Origin of the sequence: Shuttleworthella sp. MSX8B, from assembly GCF_000524295.1 — a bacterium.
Lineage (GTDB): Bacteria > Bacillota > Clostridia > Lachnospirales > Lachnospiraceae > Shuttleworthia > Shuttleworthia satelles.
Map to the genome: position 1 here is coordinate 69,463 of NZ_JAQT01000009.1, position 19,157 is coordinate 88,619.

15 protein-coding genes are annotated in these 19,157 nt (G+C 53.3%); all 15 read right to left on the reverse strand.

The window, feature by feature from the left end:
• Nucleotides 1–25: 25 nt before the first annotated feature.
• Genes HMPREF1508_RS01590 through HMPREF1508_RS01660 form a run of 15 tightly spaced genes read right to left on the reverse strand, consistent with a single transcriptional unit; the run spans nt 26 to nt 19,153 of the window.
• A complete protein-coding gene (locus HMPREF1508_RS01590; RefSeq protein WP_198015540.1) occupies nt 26–1,000 on the reverse strand; it encodes a D-alanyl-D-alanine carboxypeptidase family protein in 975 nt (324 codons plus the stop codon).
• 13 nt (nt 1,001–1,013) lie between these two features.
• Complete coding sequence (locus HMPREF1508_RS01595; RefSeq protein ID WP_006906163.1) at nt 1,014–1,409, reverse strand: methylglyoxal synthase; 396 nt, start codon at nt 1,407–1,409, stop codon at nt 1,014–1,016.
• The gene (locus HMPREF1508_RS01600; RefSeq protein ID WP_044958807.1) at nt 1,406–2,545 is read right to left on the reverse strand and encodes an FtsW/RodA/SpoVE family cell cycle protein; all 1,140 of its coding nucleotides are present in this window, start codon (nt 2,543–2,545) and stop codon (nt 1,406–1,408) included. Before HMPREF1508_RS01600 ends, HMPREF1508_RS01595 begins: the two co-directional genes overlap by 4 nt.
• A 2-nt stretch (nt 2,546–2,547) precedes the next feature.
• The gene (locus HMPREF1508_RS01605; protein ID WP_044958809.1) at nt 2,548–3,246 is read right to left on the reverse strand and encodes a septum site-determining protein MinC; all 699 of its coding nucleotides are present in this window, start codon (nt 3,244–3,246) and stop codon (nt 2,548–2,550) included.
• Nucleotides 3,247–3,268: 22 nt separating this feature from the next.
• Entirely contained in the window at nt 3,269–6,124 is a 2,856-nt protein-coding gene (locus HMPREF1508_RS01610) for a penicillin-binding transpeptidase domain-containing protein (RefSeq protein ID WP_049906830.1), read from the reverse strand.
• Nucleotides 6,117–6,653: a rod shape-determining protein MreD gene (mreD, locus tag HMPREF1508_RS01615; RefSeq protein WP_006906159.1), complete on the reverse strand. Its 537-nt coding sequence runs from the start codon at nt 6,651–6,653 to the stop codon at nt 6,117–6,119. The genes HMPREF1508_RS01610 and mreD overlap by 8 nt, the downstream gene beginning before the upstream one ends.
• Nucleotides 6,646–7,506, reverse strand: a complete 861-nt coding sequence (mreC, locus tag HMPREF1508_RS01620; RefSeq protein ID WP_044958811.1) for a rod shape-determining protein MreC — start codon at nt 7,504–7,506, stop codon at nt 6,646–6,648. The genes mreD and mreC overlap by 8 nt, the downstream gene beginning before the upstream one ends.
• Before the next feature lie 9 nt (nt 7,507–7,515).
• Nucleotides 7,516–8,529, reverse strand: a complete 1,014-nt coding sequence (locus tag HMPREF1508_RS01625) for a rod shape-determining protein (RefSeq protein WP_044958813.1) — start codon at nt 8,527–8,529, stop codon at nt 7,516–7,518.
• A gap of 14 nt (nt 8,530–8,543) precedes the next feature.
• Nucleotides 8,544–9,233 carry a RadC family protein gene (radC, locus tag HMPREF1508_RS01630; protein WP_044958814.1) on the reverse strand — a complete coding sequence of 230 codons (690 nt, stop codon included), beginning with the start codon at nt 9,231–9,233 and terminating at the stop codon, nt 8,544–8,546.
• Nucleotides 9,234–9,287: 54 nt separating this feature from the next.
• Nucleotides 9,288–10,583 carry a methionine gamma-lyase family protein gene (locus HMPREF1508_RS01635; RefSeq protein WP_198015541.1) on the reverse strand — a complete coding sequence of 432 codons (1,296 nt, stop codon included), beginning with the start codon at nt 10,581–10,583 and terminating at the stop codon, nt 9,288–9,290.
• Nucleotides 10,570–11,520, reverse strand: a complete 951-nt coding sequence (gene miaA / locus HMPREF1508_RS01640; RefSeq protein WP_044958816.1) for a tRNA (adenosine(37)-N6)-dimethylallyltransferase MiaA — start codon at nt 11,518–11,520, stop codon at nt 10,570–10,572. The genes HMPREF1508_RS01635 and miaA overlap by 14 nt, the downstream gene beginning before the upstream one ends.
• A complete protein-coding gene (mutL, locus tag HMPREF1508_RS01645; protein WP_044958818.1) occupies nt 11,517–13,481 on the reverse strand; it encodes a DNA mismatch repair endonuclease MutL in 1,965 nt (654 codons plus the stop codon). Before mutL ends, miaA begins: the two co-directional genes overlap by 4 nt.
• Before the next feature lie 20 nt (nt 13,482–13,501).
• Nucleotides 13,502–16,189 carry a DNA mismatch repair protein MutS gene (gene mutS, locus HMPREF1508_RS01650; RefSeq protein WP_044958822.1) on the reverse strand — a complete coding sequence of 896 codons (2,688 nt, stop codon included), beginning with the start codon at nt 16,187–16,189 and terminating at the stop codon, nt 13,502–13,504.
• A 52-nt stretch (nt 16,190–16,241) separates the two neighbouring features.
• Nucleotides 16,242–17,894, reverse strand: a complete 1,653-nt coding sequence (locus tag HMPREF1508_RS01655) for an NAD(P)/FAD-dependent oxidoreductase (RefSeq protein ID WP_044958824.1) — start codon at nt 17,892–17,894, stop codon at nt 16,242–16,244.
• Nucleotides 17,891–19,153, reverse strand: a complete 1,263-nt coding sequence (locus tag HMPREF1508_RS01660) for an aminoacetone oxidase family FAD-binding enzyme (RefSeq protein ID WP_044958827.1) — start codon at nt 19,151–19,153, stop codon at nt 17,891–17,893. The genes HMPREF1508_RS01655 and HMPREF1508_RS01660 overlap by 4 nt, the downstream gene beginning before the upstream one ends.
• Between the last annotated feature and the right edge of the window lie 4 nt (nt 19,154–19,157).

Below are 19,157 nucleotides of genomic sequence, written 5' to 3' on the forward strand. Positions count from 1 at the left end.
TGATTTCCTTGCGGTTCCGGATTTCTTAGCGGTTCTGACCGTAGACCTCCAGGAGATGGTTCATCTGCTTATAGAGGGCCGCGTGATTGCCAGCCTTGAAAATAATGCTGATGATCTCCTCTCCTCTGGCATTTTTTGAGAGCAAAACCAGACAGGCTCCTGCCTGATCCGTGGTTCCGGTCTTGCCGCCGACAACCGTCATATCGGATGGGGACTGGACACTGCCCTGCAGGTAGCGATTGGTATTCTTCCAGGTCAGAGTCCTCTTTAGGCCTCCGGAGGACTGAAAGCTCCCCGTATGAGTTTTGGAAGAGATGATATCGCGAAAAACAGGATATTTTAAAGCCTCATGGAAGATCAGATACATGTCATTGGCGGTCGTGTAGTGATTGTCATCATGAAGACCGTTGACCGTCACATAGTGCGTGTGCGTCGCCCCGATGGAGGCGGCCGTCTCATTCATCTCTTCCGCGAAATGCTCCGTCGACCCGCCCAGTCCCTCGGCGATCGTGATGGCCGCGTCGTTCCCGGAGGGAAGGATCATAGCGTAGAGGGCCTCCTGCAGACTGATCTGATCTCCGGCCCGAAGACCGGCCATCGTAGACCCTTCCATGACACGCAGGGCATTCTCTGACACTGTCAGCGTATCTGACAGCTGACCGCAGCGCATGGCCGTCAGAAAGGTCAGAACCTTGGTCATGGACGCGGGATAGGCCTTGCGGTTCGCCTGCTTGCTGTAGAGGACATGTCCGCTGGTCTCATTGATGACCAGAGCGGATTGAAAAGCAGAACCCTGTGAATTGGTCGCCGTGTTCACATCGTCTAAGCGGGGAATGACTGTCCCCGCGGAGAGCAGATTACAGGCTTCCTGTCGGGAGGCAGTCAGACCGTAATCCGTCGATGTGTCTGTGATCCGATAGTCAGAGGCCTGCTTTTTGTCCCCGCAGGCGACAAAAACAAAGAGGCAGACCAGAAGAAGGGCCGCGATATATTTTTTCACCGGGATGTATTTTTTACCTGTACATTTCACGCCACTCAAGGTCTCCTCGATCCAGTGATTTAATCAGAAGTTCAGCGGTCGCCAGATTGGTGGCCAGGGGAATATTATTGGCGTCACAAGCGCGAACAATGGGATTGATGTCCGGTTCATTGGATTTCGCTGTCAGGGGGTCGCGAAGAAAAATGACCAGATCCATCTCGTTTTGCTCAATCTGAGCCCCCAGCTGCTGTGCTCCGCCCAGGTGGCCGGCCAGATACTTATGGATATTCAGGTTTGTGACCTCTTCGATCAGTCTCCCGGTCGTCCCTGTCGCATAGAGCTCATTCTGCGTAAGGATCCCCCTGTAGGCAATACAGAAGTTCTGCATCAGTTTTTTTTTCGCATCATGGGCGATTAATCCGATATTCAAAACCGTAAACCTCCTCTTCGACGGCCTGATTGCAGTCCGACATTGAGAACCAGACCTATGCCAAAGTACAAAGTGACAAGTGATGTTAAGCCATAGGAAACAAAGGGCAGGGGCAAACCCGTATTGGGCATCAGACCCGATACAACACAGATATTGACAAAGCTCTGAAAGCCAATCAGAGAGCCGATTCCCACACAGATCAGCTTCCCCGACAGGGTCTTAGCCTTAGAGCCTGTCTGAAAGCAGAGATAGACAATGAAAAAGAGCAGGCCGACAATGACAAGAGAACCGACAAAGCCCAGTTCTTCCCCCGCAACCGCAAAGATAAAGTCTGTCTGCGGCTCTGAGATGTAGTTGCCATTCTTCACGGAGTCGACAGCAGTATTATTGATTCCCTTCCCCCAGAAAATACCTGAGGCAATGGCCATGATTGAATTCTGCTGTTGATAGGAGGATTCCGGAAACTCATTCGGACGCAGCCAGGCCAGGATGCGCTTCAGCTGATATCCGGCCTTGGCCGCCAGGGCCGGTCCTCTCCAATAGATAAAGAAGATCAGTAAGGAGATGGCAGGCACTGTGACTCCAAGAGCTGTCGCTACTATTTTACGACTTAAACCCGCGATAAACAACATGGAGACGATGATCAAAAAGGTGACGATCGTCGTAGATAAGTCCGGTTCTCTCACAATCAGAATCAATGGGACGGCTGCCAGAAAACAGGTGATGAAGAGTCTTCTTCCCTCATTGATATCCTCGGTGTGATCGGACAGATATTTGGCGAAGTAGAGGACAAGCAGAACCTTAGCCAGCTCAGAGGGCTGGAATTGGAATCCCTTCAGGCGAATCCACCGGGTCGCTCCTCCCGTCGTCTTTCCAAAGAAGAAGACGGCCAAAAGAGAAAGACAGGTCAAAAGATAGTAGATCCGCGAAAAATTGAGGAGAAAATCATAGTCGACCAGAGAAATAACCAGCATGACAAGCAGACCCAGGCCAAGACCAAGGAGCTGCTTGCTAAAAAAATCCGGATTGGCGGAAGCGATGACAAAGATTCCGATGACGGTCAGCGCGACCACCGAGATCAGGAGGCGAAAGTTGTAATCTCGAAAGCGATAATTTCGAAAAAAATTTGAGAACATACCTATTCTTCCTTGAGCTTACGACCGGTCAACTGGGGCACAAGGCCGCTGGAAAGAGGCTCCATAATCAGAGCTCCCTCAAACACGGCGACTGCCCTGGGCAGGTTTTTGCTCTTTCTGGCGCGGAAGGACCACTTCTTCTCTTCCACCGGGCTTCCGCTGACGCTTCCAATGGTCAGGTCATGATTATCAAACTGATTGGCGACAATATAGCAGTCATCATTATCCGGATACCCCGCCGTCACCTGACCCGAAAGGGTTCCCATGACGATGACGTTCCCGGCCGCCTGAATACTCGCCCTGGCGGACAGGTCTCCCAGGACAATGACACTGGTGTCGGAAGAGATCTTCTTTTCCCTGCGGACGCTGCCGTTGATAATCATGGCATTCCTGTAAATATTTAATAATCTGGCTTCCTCCATGGACTTGACCAGGAGCTTGTCAGTCATAGGGTCCGTCTCCTGAAGCATGGAAATGTGAATCTCTGAATTGAGCTCAATGGCCTCTACGACGACCTGGATCTCTTTGGCTGTCATCTTGCGCCCCTCAATGCCCAGGGCAAAGGAGCTGGCGCCAAAAAAGGATTTGCTGTCATGGAACTTGCGACAGATATCGCGTATCAGGTCCTCAAAGGGAATCCGGTCATCCAAAAACAAGGTCATTCCGTATTTGCTGCTCTTGATTATGACAGTCTGCTTCATCTTATTCTCCTTAACTCTCCTCTTAATCTCCGTGTCCGCTGCTTCCGGCCTGAATGGCTCCCGTTCCGACAAGCGCGTTAGATGCGGCGTCTCCCAGATAACAGCCGATAATATCCCTGGAGACATCCGCCGCGTAGAAGGACTCATAGGCGTAGGGGATCCGCACCGCCAGACAGACGGTCGGATTGTCATAGGGGGCAAATCCAATGAAAAGCCCGTGTGACGCCGTGCTTGTCGAGGACTGAGCCGTACCCGTCTTGCCGGCGATCGGAACCGAAAAATTCCGCATCGTGGACATGTCGGTCACAACCTCTCTCATCCCGACATGGATAAAATTCCAGGTGTCGGAAGAGACTGCCGTGATTTGCGATTTGACGGTGGGGCTATACTTCTGAATCACGTTCCCATTGCTGTCGGAGACATGATCCAGGAGGGTCATCTGATAGACCGTGCCATTATTGGTGACAGCGGTCGCGTAGCGTGCCAAAGCGACAGTTGTCATGTTGTTGTCCGACTGACCGATTGCCGCCATTACCGGATACTGCGTTGCTATGGAAGACTCCGCTTCCGGAATCTCCACTCCGGTCTTCTGGTCCAGGGCAAACATCTGCGCGTATTTCTGAATCAGATTGATCCCGGCACCATCATTGTAAGCTCCTCCGCTCTTGCACGCCAGCCGATAGCCGACTTCATAGAAGAAATAATTGCAGGAATGGCGAATGGCCTCCTGAGCATTGAGCGTCCCGTGTGTGAAGGCGGGATAGGACCAGCACTTGGGATGATTTGAGACCTTGGTGAAAACTCCCTCGTCCCGTATGGTTGTCGAGGCGGTAATGACTCCCTCGGAAATACCGGCAACGGTTGTGACCGGCTTAAAGGTAGAACCCGGCGCCGTCTTCTGCTGGGTCGCGTAGTTAAAAAGGGGACGCGAGGAGGACTGGGTCAGCTTCTTGTAGTAGGAGGAATCTGTCGCGTTGGCAAGCTGATTGGAGTCGTATCCCGGATAGGAAACGCAGGCGAGGATCTCTCCTGTCCTGGGATCGGTGACAACTGCGGAGGCAGTGGAGAGATTAAGGCCCAGCTGTCCGGGCCGGATCTCCAGACTGCGGAGCTTGCTCTGAATGAATCCATAGGCGGAGAGACTGCCGGACGCCAGAGCGTTCCTCGTACTGTCATCCCTGGGCAGAACTCCCTGGTCATATAAAATCGCGCAGAGGGCATTGGGAGAGACCTCATCATTTAAGATGGTGTACCTTCTGGACAGGGCGGCAAAGTCCTGGTCTGCCTGAAGATTTCCCAAAATGTACTCGATGAGGCCCTGATAAGCCTGGTCCGTATCCAGATACTTGGATAAGCCGGGGATTTTGCTGATGTCAATCCAGTTCTTCTTCAGTGCGTACTTGAGGTAGTCATTGACCGACAGATCCTGATTGGCCCAGCGCAGCTGCATCTGGTCTTTATTATCGATCTTGTCCGCGTTAAAGACAGCGTCCGCCTTTAGCTTTTTGACAATATAGGTGGCGTAGTCCTGTCCCTCGTCCCCCAGCGACCGGTAGGCCAGCCCCGAATCGCTCTGCAGCTGGCTCTTGAGCCTGTCCAGACTCTGACGCAGGTGATCGTCAAATTTAGCGGCGACTGCCCGCTCCAGATCACTGGCCCCCTCCGCATTGAGCTTGTCCACATCGATCATATGATTGTTGACCAGCTGAATATAGATGTCATAGACGGGCAGAATTTTGTCGGCATAATTGCCGGCGTTCGGATCCGTACTGGTCTTCTTGGTATTGCTCATTTTGGTCAGAATAACGCCGGTGACCTCCTGCTCTAAGAGCTTGTAGGTCTTGACCTGAAGATCCTTATCAATGGACAGATAGACGTCGTTGCCCGCGACCGGGTCCTTTGAGGCCCCTACCTGCAGAGGAGTTCCGACATTATCGACGTATACCGTCTTGGTCCCCTTCTTTCCGGTCAGTTGTTCGTCCATGGACTGCTCCAGACCGGCCTTTCCCACCTGGTCGGTAATCGCGACGGTCTTATCCTCCGCGGATTTTCGATTGAATTCCTCCGTGGAAATCGTTCCTGTATAACCGATGACTGATGAAAAAGCCTCTGCATCCGCGTAATTGCGAACCGTCGTTTCCTTGATGTCAACACCGGGCAGGGACTTGGCGTTTTCCTTGATATAAGCGGCTGTCTTGTCAGAGACATTGGTGGCGATCTCTGTCGCGATGTACTTCTGATAGGAGTTAAGGCTCATCTCAAATCGCAGGATAGCGATTTCATAGGCCGTCTCCTTGTCATAGCGGTTTAAGTCAATGGAGAAGCGCTTTTGAATCAGGTAATCCATAATCTGATTTGCGGTCGCCTGTGATTCGTCGTAACCCAGCTTCTTATTGTAGGTCAGATCGTTGACATTGGATCGGCCGTAGATATCGGCCCGGAAGCGCTGCAGGGCACTTCCCTCCACAGAAAACTGGTATTCTCCACTCCCGTCAATGAAGATGCTGAAATTATTCTTGATGTGATCTCCGTTTGCCTTTAATTTCTCAATAATTTCGGCCAGCTTTTCATTGAGCGTCCGATTCTTCTCCGCGGCATTCTTGTAGGAGGCCGTATCTTCTATTGTGACGGCGTAGGCCAGCTTGTTATAGGCAAGGAGGTTTCCGTTGCGATCATAGATATTCCCCCGGGAGGCATCTTTTAACTGTGTCTTCTCGACACGCAGCTTGTAATTGTTCTGATAGTAAGCGCCTCGGATGATCTGCAGATAGAAAAGCCTGGCTAAAAGCACCGCGGCGAATATCATCATCAGCGTCAGCAGGATTTCCAGCCGGGAACCGGCCAGCCGATCGCGAATTTTCTGGAAAAAATCAGCCAAGACTGCGCCTCCTTTGCTTATCCTCCTGCATCCAGCGATAGATGCGATAAATCAGAGGATAAAGAATCAGCGAGATGACCCCGGTATAAACAGCCTCCGGAATCATAATGTTCAGAAGATAAAACAGAAATTCTCTGTTCCCGTGAAGGAAGAAGGCGCTGATGTAGATCATCAGTCCATAGAGCAGGTCAGAAGCCGCGATCATGGCCAGAGGCATCTTCAGGTCATCCCCGAAAAAAAGATGGCGAAAGAGGCCGTTTAAGCTGCCGATCAGAAGATAGATCAGGGCATAGTAGCCAAAGACCTGGGAGGAGAACAAATCCAGGGCGATCCCGCAGAAAAAGCCCATGAGCATCCCCTGCTTCTGGCTGCGCATAAAGCCCGCGGTCGACGTCAGAATCACCATGAGATTCGGCATGACAATTCCCAGCTTGAGTTTAGGCAAAGCCCCCATCTGCAGAAGCAGACATGTGAAAATCATAAGCCCTGTCACAAGGAAACGGCGCGCCTGATAGAGAGTTTCATTCATGATCTCCGGTCTCCTTGATCTGCGTAATCACTAAAACCTCCCGCAGCTTCTTGAAGTCCGCTGCCGGGGTCAGACTGCCGGACCTGGTGAGTTTATTGGCATCGTTGGTCAGATTGGTCACATAGCCGATCAAAATACCCGGCAGATACTTGTCTGAAATATTGGAGGTGACGACAGCGTCACCTGCCGCCACACTGGCTGAGGGATCCTCCAGAGAACTGATGCGGATGACATTCGACTCCGTCATATCCTTGAGCGATCCGGTAGTGATCAGATTCTGTCCCTTATCGGAGATCTGGGCGGAGACACTGCTTGCGTCATTGATAATCGTGTCGACTATCGCGTAATGCGTGCCGACCTCCGTAATGATCCCGATCAGTCCCTTGCCGGCCATCACGTTCATATTGACCTTCATTCCGTCGGCAGCCCCCTTGTCGATTGTAAAGGAATTGAACCAATTGGAGGAATCCCTGGCAATCACGTGCGCGGCTGTCTTCGGATACTGTCCGTAGGATTGATCCAGCTGATAGAGCTCCTGCAAATCCTTGAGCTGGGTCTTTTGTCTCTGCAGCTGACTGACCTGATCCTGGGCATCCGCCAGTTGACTCCTGAGCTCTTGATTCTCCTCGATCAGGGCAGATCTCGACTTAGCCTCTTCCGTGTTCACCGAGATGTGACTGCCGATGGCGTCAATCCCCCTTTGCATGGGCAAAAAAATCGCAGAGGCAGCTCTTGTGAAGATGCCTCCGTTGAAATTGGCTGAATAGCCCGCAAAGAGCAAAATGCCGCAGATGAAAAGGAGACTTGTAAAAATAAATCGACCGGATAATGCGTTGCGCCTGCGTCTCTTCATGAATAAACCCTAGTTGATATTCCTTGACTTCATCTCATAGCCGAACCTGGAGTAATGGGCATCTGTCACAACGGAACTCAGTCCCATGACAACCGTCTCCTCTCCCCGCTCGGCCACGTTCATTTGGATATTTGTGATGGACTTGATGAAGGCGTCTAAAGAGCGAATATTGGATCCGCCGCCTGTCAGGTAAATGCCGCTGTGAACAATGTCTTTGGCAAGCTCCGGCGGAACCTTCTCCAAAAGCAGCTTGATCGCGGTCGCCAGATTCTGCAGGTCATCTCTCATTCCCTCATAGACCATCTTTGCGTCCACCTCGAACTCCATGGGAAGTCCGGATACCACATCTCTTCCGACAATCATCAGAGCTCCCTGGGCATCCTCGATGGCGGATCCGATCTCCTCCTTGAGCATCTTGGCGGTCTTGCGGCCAATGACCAGATTAAACTGCCGGCGAATATAGGTGACGATAGAATCATCCAGCTGGTTGCCTCCCATGGGAAGAAGCTCGGAGATTACGATTCCGCCGAGAGATACGACTGAGATCTCCGTCGTATCGGCTCCCATATCGACGACCATGACGCCCTTGGGCTCATTGACGTCCACTCCCATGCCGATGGCGTCAGCCAGGGGCTTCTCACAGATTCGAATGGAATGCGGCCTGACCTTGGCCTTGGCGAAAATATCAAAGAAGGCCTTCTTCTCCACCTCAGTGATATCATTCGGGACAGCGACCACAATATCGCTTCTCTTGATGTTGGCCTTTAGATCCGACTCTAAGACCTCATAGATCATGGTCTGCATATTGTCGAAGTCGGCAATGACTCCGTTGATGATAGGAAAAGAAACCCCAATATTGGCCGGCGCCTTCTCATACATGGCATAGGCGGCATCGCCGTAGGAATACATCTGATTGCGATTCACAAGAGCGATGGTGTCTTTGATATTGGTAATGTCGTTGGAAGCCTTGGAAAAGATCTTGAGATTCCCCGTTCCAAAATCAATACCGTATGCGTTGCTCATAGGATCTCCTCCTCCTAGATCAGTTCCCCCTGACGGAAACTGTAATACTGGTGATCGCCGATGATAATGTGATCCCGCAGGGCGATTTCAAGATACTGCCCTGCCATCTTGGCCTCCTGCGTGGCCAGATAGTCGGCCTGCGAAGGGGTGGGATCCCCGCTGGGGTGATTGTGCAGGAGCACCAGCTGACTGGCCTGATGCGTCAGGGCCAGTGAGAAGATTTTGCGAATAGGAAAATCCGTTCGGTCACTGCTCCCCAGGCTGATGACAGACTCAAATACCAGCTCATCTCTCACATTAAAATAGGCCGCAACCAGAAGTTCACTGTCTTCGTGTCGCAGCCGTTCCATATAATAGCCTGCAATGGATTTGGTCTCAGTCAGTTTTAACTTCCTGCGCCTCGTATTGCTGGCAATTCGCCTGGACAACTCGAAAACAGACTGCAATTCTCTTGCCTTGACCGGTCCGATACCGGGGATAAGCATGAGTTCATCCCTGGAGATATTGACCAGATCAGCCAGCGAGTGCTGTCGCAGACGAAGAAGCTCCTCAGCCATAGCTAAGACATCGCAGTCTCTTGTCCCGCTCCGAAGAAGAATGGCAATCAGCTCCGCGTCCGTCAAGGCCGCGCAGCCACAGCGATCCAACTTCCGATCCGGCGCGTTGTCAGCGTATCTATTGTCAAAATGATTCCTGCTCCTCATGCCTGCCTCATTGGTCTTGCACAAGAGCGATATCATCGGTCAGCCAAAAACATATTAGCATAATTGACTATCCGTCACAAGATTAGCCTCATAGACTTTCTGCAGGGACATCATGATTCCGAGCTTGGCGTGAGGCCAAGTCAGGCCTCCCTGAAAAAAGGCTGTATAGGGGGGGCGCAGAGGCCCGTCCGCAGACAACTCGATGGAGGATCCCTGGACAAACGCGCCCGCGGCCATAATGACCGGATCATCATAGCCCGGCATATCCCAGGGCTCCGGTTTCACATAAGAATCCACCGGGGCCGCCGCCTGGATGCCCTGGCAGAAGGCAATCAGGCCCTCCGGTCTTCCGAAGGTCACCGCCTGGATAATATCATGCCTCTTCTCTGTTCCATTGGGAAGCACCGAAAAGCCCAGGCTCTCATAGAGCTTTGCCGCGAAGATTGCCCCCTTCATGGCCGCCCCTGTCACTGTCGGCGCCAGAAAAAAGCCCTGGAAGAAGTCCCTCATGACCCCGAGGGAAGCGCCTACCTCCTTGCCCAGCCCCGGGGAAGTCAATCGATACGCAGCGTTTTCCACACAGGCCCTGCTTCCGGCAATATAGCCCCCGATCGGTGCAAGACCTCCGCCGGGGTTTTTGATCAGGGAGCCGACCATCATATCCGCGCCCACATCCAGAGGCTCGATTGTCTCCGTGAATTCACCGTAGCAATTGTCAACCATGACGATCAAAGACGGCTTAATCTCCTTGACAAAGCGGATCAGCTGTCCGATTTTCTCCACGGACAGGGTCGGCCGGGTCTGGTATCCCTTGGACCGCTGGATTGTCACCAGGCGGGTCTTCTCGTTGATTGCGGCGCGGATGCTCTCATAGTCAAAATCGCCGTTTTCCAGGAGGTCCACCTGTCGGTAGCTGATCTGATATTCCGCGAGAGAGCCTCTTGCGGGCCGAATGCCGATCACCTCTTCCAAGGTGTCATATGGCTTGCCGACAGGAGACAAGAGCTCGTCTCCCGGGCGCAGATTAGACATCAGGGCAAGGGCAAGAGCATGCGTTCCGCAGGTGATCTGAGGGCGGACCAGAGCATCCTCCGCGCCGAATGTATCCGCGTAGACCTTCTCCAGGGTCTCTCTTCCCAGATCATCGTAACCGTAGCCGCTGGAGGAATTGAAGCAGTCTGCCGAGACCCGGTTCTTCTGCATGGCGGCGATCACCTTCATCTGATTGTATTCCGTCAGCCGATCAATTTCCTCAAAACGGCTTTTCAAGCCGTCTAAAACTCTGTGCGCGTAATGACAGACGGCTGGACTGATGCCCAGCTTATGGTACATCTCTTCAATCTGCTCCATAAATTCCTCTCTTCTTCAAAAGCTCGACAGCCCTTTTTACGATGAGATCCTCATCATTGCCAAAGGCAGATTTATCCAGCCAGACAACGTCTTTTTCCCTTCGAAACCAGGTCAGCTGGCGCTTGGCGAAATGTCTGCTGTCTCTCTTGATCTGATATACCGCCTGATCCAGACTGATCCGGCCATCCAGATATTCCAGGATTTCCTTGTAACCCAGTCCCTGCATGGAGACCATTCCCTGATGATAACCGGCCCTCTTTAAAGCCGCCACCTCATCTAATAAGCCCTCCTGCATCATTCGATCGACCCGCTTGTCAATGCGCTGATAGAGGGCCTTTCGATCCTGCGTTAAGACAAAATAAGCCAGATTGTAGGGGCTCTTCTTTTCCCTCTCCCGGGCGTTGTGGTCAGAGATTCTCTGGCCGCTGACATGATAGAATTCCAGGGCGCGCACAACACGCTTTACATTGTTAAAATGGATCTGGTCTGCCGCCGAAGGATCAACGGCCTTTAACTTCTCGTGCAGGAATTCGGGTCCCCCTTCCTCTGCCAGAGCTTCCATCCTCTGTCGAAATTCCACATCCTCTTGCATTGAGGTGAAATCAATATCTCTGGTGATCGCCTGAATGTAAAATCCGGTCCCCCCCACGATCATCGGAATGCGGCCGCGGGCATAGATCTCTGCCATGGCCTTTTTGGCCCTCTCCTGAAAGATAACGACATTCCAGGGCTGATCCGGCTTGACGCAGTCGATCAGATAGTGGGGAATCCCCTCCATCTCATCTTCTCTGATCTTGGCTGAGCCGATATCCATGCCCTGGTATACCTGCATGGAATCCGCGGAGATGATGCTTCCGCCGACCTCTTTGGCTATTCTGATTGAGAGGGCGCTCTTTCCGACCGCGGTCGGGCCGGCGATAATAATCAAGGGCTTCATGTGACAATCCTCTTGAATTTGCGATCCAGATCATAGTGACTAAAGGAAATAATCGTCGGGCGGCCATGGGGACAGTGATAGGGATTTTCCAGAGTCAGAAGCTCTGCGATCAGCTCTTTGATCTCGGCAAGAGAGAGCTTACTGTTTCCCTTGACAGCGGCCTTGCAGGACATGGAGGCCACCTTCTCCATGACAAGCTCGGAGGAGGCGTTCGCCTTGAAGTCACAGGCCTGGGCAATCATATCCAAAAAGAGCGTCCTGGCATCGATCTGAAAGAGATTTCCCGGAACCCCCTTGATGGCATACTCCTTTCCTCCAAAGGGCTCCAGGCGAAATCCGATGCGGTAAAAGGCATCGGAGCACCTGTCATAGGCCTCCTGCTCCAGGGGGGAGAGGCTGACGATGATCGGGGGAGAGAGCAGCTGCGAGGTCATCTCCTTGTCCTTCAGTTGAGCCATCGTGCGCTCATAGAGGACTTTTTCGTGGGCAGCATGCTGATCGATGATATACATTTTGTCGGCATACTGAATGATCCAATAGGTTCCGAAGACCTGTCCCACGATCGTAAAGCTCTCTCTGGCCTCCTGGCTGAAAAATTTGGGCTGCGTATAATCGCCAAAGCCCTTTTTAGCCCTCTCTGAAAGCTTCATCTCCCGGCCCGAAGGCTCTTCCCTCAGCTTCCTTCTCTTTTGATCTGAGAGATCTGTTGGGGTTCTGTCGCCTTTACAGCTCACATCATCTTCATGGATTTCGTTGTCTTTACGGCTCGCGTCATCTGTATGGCTTGCGCTGATCGGGCGATCATACTGCTTCTCGTAGGGAGAGTCATTTTTGATATCATCCATAATCTGACGGCGGATCTCTTCCAGACGGGACCGCTCGAAGGGCTCAGCCCCTGCCGCTTTTGCCGACGGGGCCGGCGTCCTGACCGGCTTCTGACTCTGAATGGGAATATTGGAGATGTCTTCGCGCATAAGCAGTCTCTGGGAAACAGCGGACGCAAGGCCGGCGTACACTTCGTCCGCGTCGTCGAAGCGAACCTCCATCTTGGTCGGATGGACGTTGACATCCACGCTTCCGTCCGGGAAGGTCAGCTCCAGGACGCAGAAGGGGTACTGGTGCTGCATCATATAACCCTTGTATCCCTCTTCTAGGGCTTTCGATAAGAGCTGACTTCTCACATAGCGGCCATTGATGAAAAAATTCTCGAAGCTGCGATTTCCTCTGGTCAAAGAGGGTTTGCCAATAAATCCCTCCAGGGTATATGTTTCTCTCTCACAGCGGACAGGAAGAAGGTCCATCGCGACGCTTCTTCCGTAGATCTGATAGATTGCGTCCTTAAGACTTCCCTTTCCCGCCGTCGCCATCTTCTGCTTTCCATTGGAGATAAAGCGAAATGAGATCCCGGGATGAGACAGGGCGAGGCGTTCCATGATGTCGGAGATGTAATTGCCCTCTGTGGCGGCCGTTCTTAGGAATTTGCGGCGGGCAGGCGTGTTGAAGAAGAGCTGCCTGACAATAAAGGTCGTCCCGTCCGGGGCTCCGATTTCTGTCAGAGAGACTTCTTTTGCCCCCTCAATGACATAGCGGGACCCGGTCAGGGACTCGGAAGTCTTGCTGATCAGCTCTACCCTGGAGACCGCGGCGATTGACGAGAGCGCCTCTCCTCGAAAGCCCAGCGAATGAATGGCTAAAAGGTCTTCCGACGACCTGATTTTTGATGTGGAATGGGGCAGGAAGGCCAGAGAAATCTGCTCCCTGGGGATGCCGCATCCGTTATCCGTGACGCGAATATAGTCAATGCCCCCCTCCTTGATCTCTACCGAAATGGCCGTCGCCCCGGCGTCAATAGCATTTTCCGTCAGCTCTTTGACGACGGAGGCCGGGCGCTCGATCACCTCTCCCGCGGAAATCTTATCAATTGTCTCCTGGCTCAAAAGAGCGATATCTTGTCTATCCATAAGCGCACCCTCGCATATATTTACCAGCGATTTTTCACCTTGTTCTGCATCTCATTCAGACGGTTTAAAGCCTCCAGAGGCGTGAGATTGGAGATATCCATATCGCGCAGTTCTCTGATGATATCATCATCCTTTATGGTGTCAAAGAGACTCATCTGGCCCATATCAACCTCATCCAGGGAAGATGGCGGTTTTCTGGCCCCTCTCTTCGCTTCCGGCAGAATATTCGCAGTGATCAGAGTGATGTCATGATCGGACAGTTCTTCAGAGATTTCCTTTGCCCGCTCGATGACCCCGTCCGGTACTCCGGCCAGCTTGGCCACCTGAATTCCATAACTTCGGTCAGCTCCGCCGGGAACAATTTTCCTGAGGAAGACGATCTCGTCCCCCTTTTCCTTGACGGCGACGCAGTAGTTATTGACCCCGTCGATCCTCCCCTCAAGCTCTGTCAGCTCATGATAGTGGGTGGCAAAGAGGGTCTTTGCCCCGATCAGTCTGCTGTTGGCAATGTATTCCACCATGGCCCAGGCAATGGACAGGCCGTCAAAGGTGGAGGTCCCCCTCCCGATCTCATCCAGGATCAGAAGAGATTTGGAGGTCGCGTTTCGGAGAATATTCGCGACCTCGCTCATCTCTACCATAAAGGTCGATTGTCCGCTGGCCAGATCGTCTGACGCGCCGACGCGGGTGAAGATACGGTCCACCACTGAAATGTTGGCAGCTTCTGCAGGCACGAAGGAACCGACCTGAGCCATGAGGACAATAATGGCGTTCTGGCGCATGTATGTGGATTTGCCGGCCATGTTGGGACCGGTGATGATGGAGAGCCGGTGGCTCTTGTTGTCCAGATAAGTGTCGTTGGCAATAAAATCTCCGTCGCGCAGCATCTTCTCCACTACCGGATGACGCCCGTTCTTGATTTCCAAGATTCCTCTTTTGTTCAGCCGCGGCCTGCAGAAACGGTTGTCCTCTGCCACCTTGGCAAGAGACTGGTAGAAGTCCAAGGAGGCGATGGCCCTCGCCGTCTTCTGAATGCGGACCACCTCCTGGCCGACGCGGTCGCGCACCTGACAAAAAAGCTCATTTTCCAAGGCAAGAAGGCGGTCAGCGGATCCCAGGATCGTATTCTCCAGCTCCTTGAGCTCTGGTGTATAGAAGCGCTCCGCGTTGGTCAGAGTCTGCTTTCGGATGAAGTAGTCGGGAACCAGATTCAGGTAAGAATTGGTGACCTCCAGATAGTATCCGAAGACCCTGTTGTACTTGATGCGTAGATTTTTGATTCCTGTCTTCTCACGCTCCTTGGTCTCTAACTCCGCCAGCCACTGCTTGCCGTCTGTGGCCGCGGCTCTGAGCCGATCGATCTCCTGGTTGTAGCCCGCTCGGATGATGCCCCCCTCATGGGAGGAGATCGGCGGTTCCTCCGCGATGGCTGACGAAATCAAAGTCTTTATGTCTTCCAGCGGATCCATGTCGTCGAGAATCCGCTTCATATTCCGGGATGAGAAATCCGCCAGAAGGGCACGGATGGCCGGGAGGACGGCGACAGAGGACGCGAAGGCGACCAGGTCTCTCGGATTGGCCGTCTGATAGGTGATCCTTGTGATCAGCCGTTCCAGGTCATAGACCGGATTTAAGTACTCCCGGATCTCCTCGCGGCTGATCATGTCCGAGAGCATTTCATCCAGGGCGTCATAGCGGTTTATAATCTCCTCTTCGTCAATCAATGGCTGTTCAATACGGGAGCGAAGCATCCTGGCCCCCATCGCCGTCCTGGTCTTGTCTAAGACCCAGAGCAAAGATCCTCTCTTCTCCTTCTCTCTCAAGGTCTCCACAAGCTCTAAGTTGCGGCGGGTGGCGGCATCAAGCAGCATGTAGTTTCCACCCCGGTAGGGTGAGATGGCGGACATGTTTGCCAGATCTGACTTCTGCGTCTCAATCAGATACTTAAGCAGGGCTCCGGCCGCAATGCTCCCGATCGGGAAATCCTTAAGGCCCAGGGCTGTCAGGTCTGATACATGAAAATGCTCTCTGAGCAGGTTCAGGCAGGCCTCATCCTCAAAGTAATAGGATTCCAGGGGGCTGATCGCCATATGGAAGCGATCCCTCAGGGCATCTAAGTCAAGTCCGCACATGGACATGGAATCATTGCAGACCAGCTCCGACGGATGATACTTGGACAACTCATCCATGAGCTTTCGGTCAGAATCCAGTTCCGTGACGAAGAAATCCCCGGTGGACACATCTGCCGCCGAAAGACCGAAGGTGTTGCCCACATAGATGATACTGAGAATATAGTTGTTCTTCCCCTCCTCGAGCGAGGACGCGTTCATATTGGTCCCGGGGGTTACAATGCGGGTGACGCCCCGTTTCACCATCCCCTTTGCCTCCCTGGGATCCTCCAGCTGATCGCAGATGGCAACCTTGTAGCCCTTTTGCACCAGTCGGTTGAGATATGACTCCACCGCGTGATAGGGGACTCCGCACATGGGAGCTCGCTCCGGAAGGCCGCAGGCCTTGCCGGTCAGAGTCAGCTCCAATTCCTTGGAGACAGAGATCGCGTCGTCAAAGAACATCTCGTAGAAGTCACCAAGGCGATAGAAGAGAATGCAGGTCGGATTCTCCCTCTTTGTGGCAATATAGTGTTCCATCATAGGGGTCAGATCCTTGAGGAACTGTGGTTTTTTTTCCAGATCACTGTATGTCAGCATAGAAACACTTTCATTTTATAAAAACGGATACATCTTATTAAAATCCGATGCGTCAGGTCACAGTATCAGCATACTCTCTGATGATCGCCTCCGCCACCTTCAGCCCGTCCATTGCCGCTGAAGTGATTCCTCCCGCGTAGCCGGCCCCCTCCCCGCAGGGATAGAGCCCCTTAATCTTCGACTGAAAGTTCTCTCCCCGCAAAATGCGAACCGGTGAGGATGTCCGGCTCTCTACGGCGCTCAAGATGGCGTTTTCATCGTCAAAACCCGAGATCTTTTTTCCAAAGAAAGACATGGCATCGATCAGGTCTGCCTCCATGTCCTCCGATAAGAAACCGCGGAGATTGGTCAGTCTGCAGTCCCCCCTTGCGCAGCTGGCAAAGCTTCCATAGGACGAAGACGGGCGATTGGCCAGATAGTCTCCCCAGAGCTGCTGGGGAATCGATCCCTGACCAAGGGCATAGGCTCTCTTTTCCATCTCTCTCTGATAGGCCATTCCCGCCAGCGGATCACGCATGTCAAATTCCCTCTCCCCCACGGTGAGAACGATGGCTGAATTGGCATTGGCGCTTCCCCGATCGGCATAAGACATCCCGTTGACTGCCAGGCGTCCTGTCTCAGAAGAAGCGTTGACCACATATCCGCCGGGGCACATGCAAAATGAGTATACACCTCTTCTGCCCGGTAAGCTCCTGGCAAGTTTATAGGAGGCGGGAACCGGCGGCCTGCTTATCTTGCCGTATTGGGAGTCGTCGATCATCTTCTGCGGGTGTTCGACGCGAAATCCCAGGGCAAAGGGCTTGGCCTCCATGGGCACCTGTTCTTTGTACAGGGTCTCAAAGCTGTCTCTGGCGGAGTGGCCGATGGCCAGGACAAGGCGGCTGCAGGGGAGAAATTCTTCCTCCAGGTCCGAAGAGGATTCTTTGCGAAAATAGAATCCCTCGATTCTCCCCTCCCGAATCAGAGGCCGCGTCATCCTGGTCTGAAAGCGAAAACTGCCGCCGAGATCGATGATCTTCTGCCTGAGATTTCGCATGACAAGGACAAGAATATCCGTTCCGATATGGGGTTTGGCATCGATCAGGATTTCCTGCGGAGCGCCGCAGGCAGCCAGTGTCTCGAGGACAAATCGATTCCTCCCGAGAGGGTCTCTGACCTGCGTGTTGAGTTTTCCGTCAGAGAAAGTCCCCGCCCCTCCCTCTCCAAACTGGACATTGGACGAGGGATCCAGACGACCTGTTCTCCAGAAGGCCTCCACATCCGCCATCCGCTCGTCCACAGTCTTGCCACGCTCAATCACCAGAGGCTGTAAGCCCGCCAGGGCCAGGAGGTAGGCGGCAAAGATCCCCGCGGGGCCGCTTCCGATGATCACGGGTTTCTCCTCTGCCCGGCCTGATACGCGCCGGCCAGCGATTGGCTCAGGCAGAAGGTAGCGCTGAGGATGATAGGCGCTGATTCGATTGTCCCCTGCGTGCCGCCTGAGAAGCTTCTCCTCCTTCCCGCAGGAAACCGCGAGACTGTAGCTGTAAAAGAGCCGGGGCTTCTTCCTGGCGTCGATCGACCGGCGAAGAATCTGCAGCATCTTGATCCTCTCTTCCGGAATTCCAAGAAGAGAGGCTGTTTTCTTTCGCAGAGCTCTTCTCTCTTCCTCTTTGTCCTGGCCCTCTGATGAAACGGGCAGATGCAGCTGTGTCAATCGAATCATAAATGCCTCTCTCCTGCGATATCCGCGCCTGCCAGACAGCCGGAGGTCCAGGCCCACTGCAGATTGTAGCCTCCGCAGATTCCATCGATGTCCAAGACCTCTCCGGCGGCATAAAAGCCCGGAGAAAGCAAAGACTCCATGCTGTCTGATGAAAACTGATCGGTAGCCAGGCCGCCGGCGGTTGTCTGCGCCTGCTGATAACCGCCGGTCCCCACAATGGGGATCTCAAGGGAAAGAAGTCTGTTCAGCAACTCTTCTCTTTCACGCACATCCAGTCCTCCCACTCTCCTGTCCAAGGAATAGCCGGTCCATTCTTTCAGAAGGCCAAGTAGACGGCCGGGAAGGATCCCCTGAAGACAGCTTTCCAGGCTCTCTTTTTGCCTTCCAAAAAGGATTTCAGACAGCTTCTCTTTTCTCTGCTCCATGGCAAGCCAGGGGAGGATCAAAAGACGGGCGCTGACCAAGGAGCCCTCGTTCAAGGCGTATGAGGCATCGCGGCTGACCTGAAGGACCGGTATACCGGAGATACCGTCTCGATTACACTGGATCTCCCCCTGGTCATAAGCAGCTTCTCGTCCGTCGATCAGAAGCTGAATCCCTGCCTGCAGACGAAGACCGGCCAGATCCTCAAGGAGAGGCCAGCCGGACTTCAGAGAAACCAGAGCCGGCGCCGGAGGAATAATCCTGTGTCCGAGCTTCTCGGCCCAATAGTAGCCATCCCCCGTAGATCCGCTGGCAGGGGCAGCCTTTCCCCCACTGGCCAGAAGAAGACTGCGGCAGAGATAGTCCCCTTTGCTCTGACTTTTCAGGTCGACGAAAGCGACCCGGTAACGGAAATCCTTCTGTCGGACGGCTGCAAAACCCCGGCAGGACTCCCCGGTATGAATGGACACGCCCAGCTTCAAAAGACGGCAAAGCAGAGCTTTCTGCACAGAGGCGGCCTCCTGCGTGGACGGATAGAGACAGCCCTCTCTCTCGTAGGGGAGAATTCCCAGGTCAAAGAAAAAGTCCAGGGTCTCTTTCAGCCCGAATTTCTCCATGGCCCTGACAGCAAAGTCAGGGTCTGCTCCGCGATAAGCGAAGCGACCCTGCCTCAAATTGCTGAAATTGCACCTGCCGTTGCCGGTCATGCGAATCTTTCTGCCGACTTGCTTGTTTTTCTCCAGGATCAGTACCGAGGCGCCACGCGAAGCGGCCGCGATCGCGGCTGCCATACCGGAAGCGCCGGCGCCGATTACAATCAGATCATAGGCCTGCATGGAA

What these genes read in the sequence shown, in the direction of transcription:
- HMPREF1508_RS01600 (WP_044958807.1), bottom strand. Translation starts at nt 2,545, where the DNA reads ATGTTCTCAAATTTTTTTCGAAATTATCGCTTTCGAGATTACAACTTT.
- HMPREF1508_RS01605 (WP_044958809.1), bottom strand. Translation starts at nt 3,246, where the DNA reads ATGAAGCAGACTGTCATAATCAAGAGCAGCAAATACGGAATGACCTTG.
- mreD (WP_006906159.1), bottom strand. Translation starts at nt 6,653, where the DNA reads ATGAATGAAACTCTCTATCAGGCGCGCCGTTTCCTTGTGACAGGGCTT.
- mreC (WP_044958811.1), bottom strand. Translation starts at nt 7,506, where the DNA reads ATGAAGAGACGCAGGCGCAACGCATTATCCGGTCGATTTATTTTTACA.
- HMPREF1508_RS01625 (WP_044958813.1), bottom strand. Translation starts at nt 8,529, where the DNA reads ATGAGCAACGCATACGGTATTGATTTTGGAACGGGGAATCTCAAGATC.
- radC (WP_044958814.1), bottom strand. Translation starts at nt 9,233, where the DNA reads ATGAGGAGCAGGAATCATTTTGACAATAGATACGCTGACAACGCGCCG.
- HMPREF1508_RS01635 (WP_198015541.1), bottom strand. Translation starts at nt 10,583, where the DNA reads ATGGAGCAGATTGAAGAGATGTACCATAAGCTGGGCATCAGTCCAGCC.
- miaA (WP_044958816.1), bottom strand. Translation starts at nt 11,520, where the DNA reads ATGAAGCCCTTGATTATTATCGCCGGCCCGACCGCGGTCGGAAAGAGC.
- mutL (WP_044958818.1), bottom strand. Translation starts at nt 13,481, where the DNA reads ATGGATAGACAAGATATCGCTCTTTTGAGCCAGGAGACAATTGATAAG.
- mutS (WP_044958822.1), bottom strand. Translation starts at nt 16,189, where the DNA reads ATGCTGACATACAGTGATCTGGAAAAAAAACCACAGTTCCTCAAGGAT.
- HMPREF1508_RS01655 (WP_044958824.1), bottom strand. Translation starts at nt 17,894, where the DNA reads ATGATTCGATTGACACAGCTGCATCTGCCCGTTTCATCAGAGGGCCAG.
- HMPREF1508_RS01660 (WP_044958827.1), bottom strand. Translation starts at nt 19,153, where the DNA reads ATGCAGGCCTATGATCTGATTGTAATCGGCGCCGGCGCTTCCGGTATG.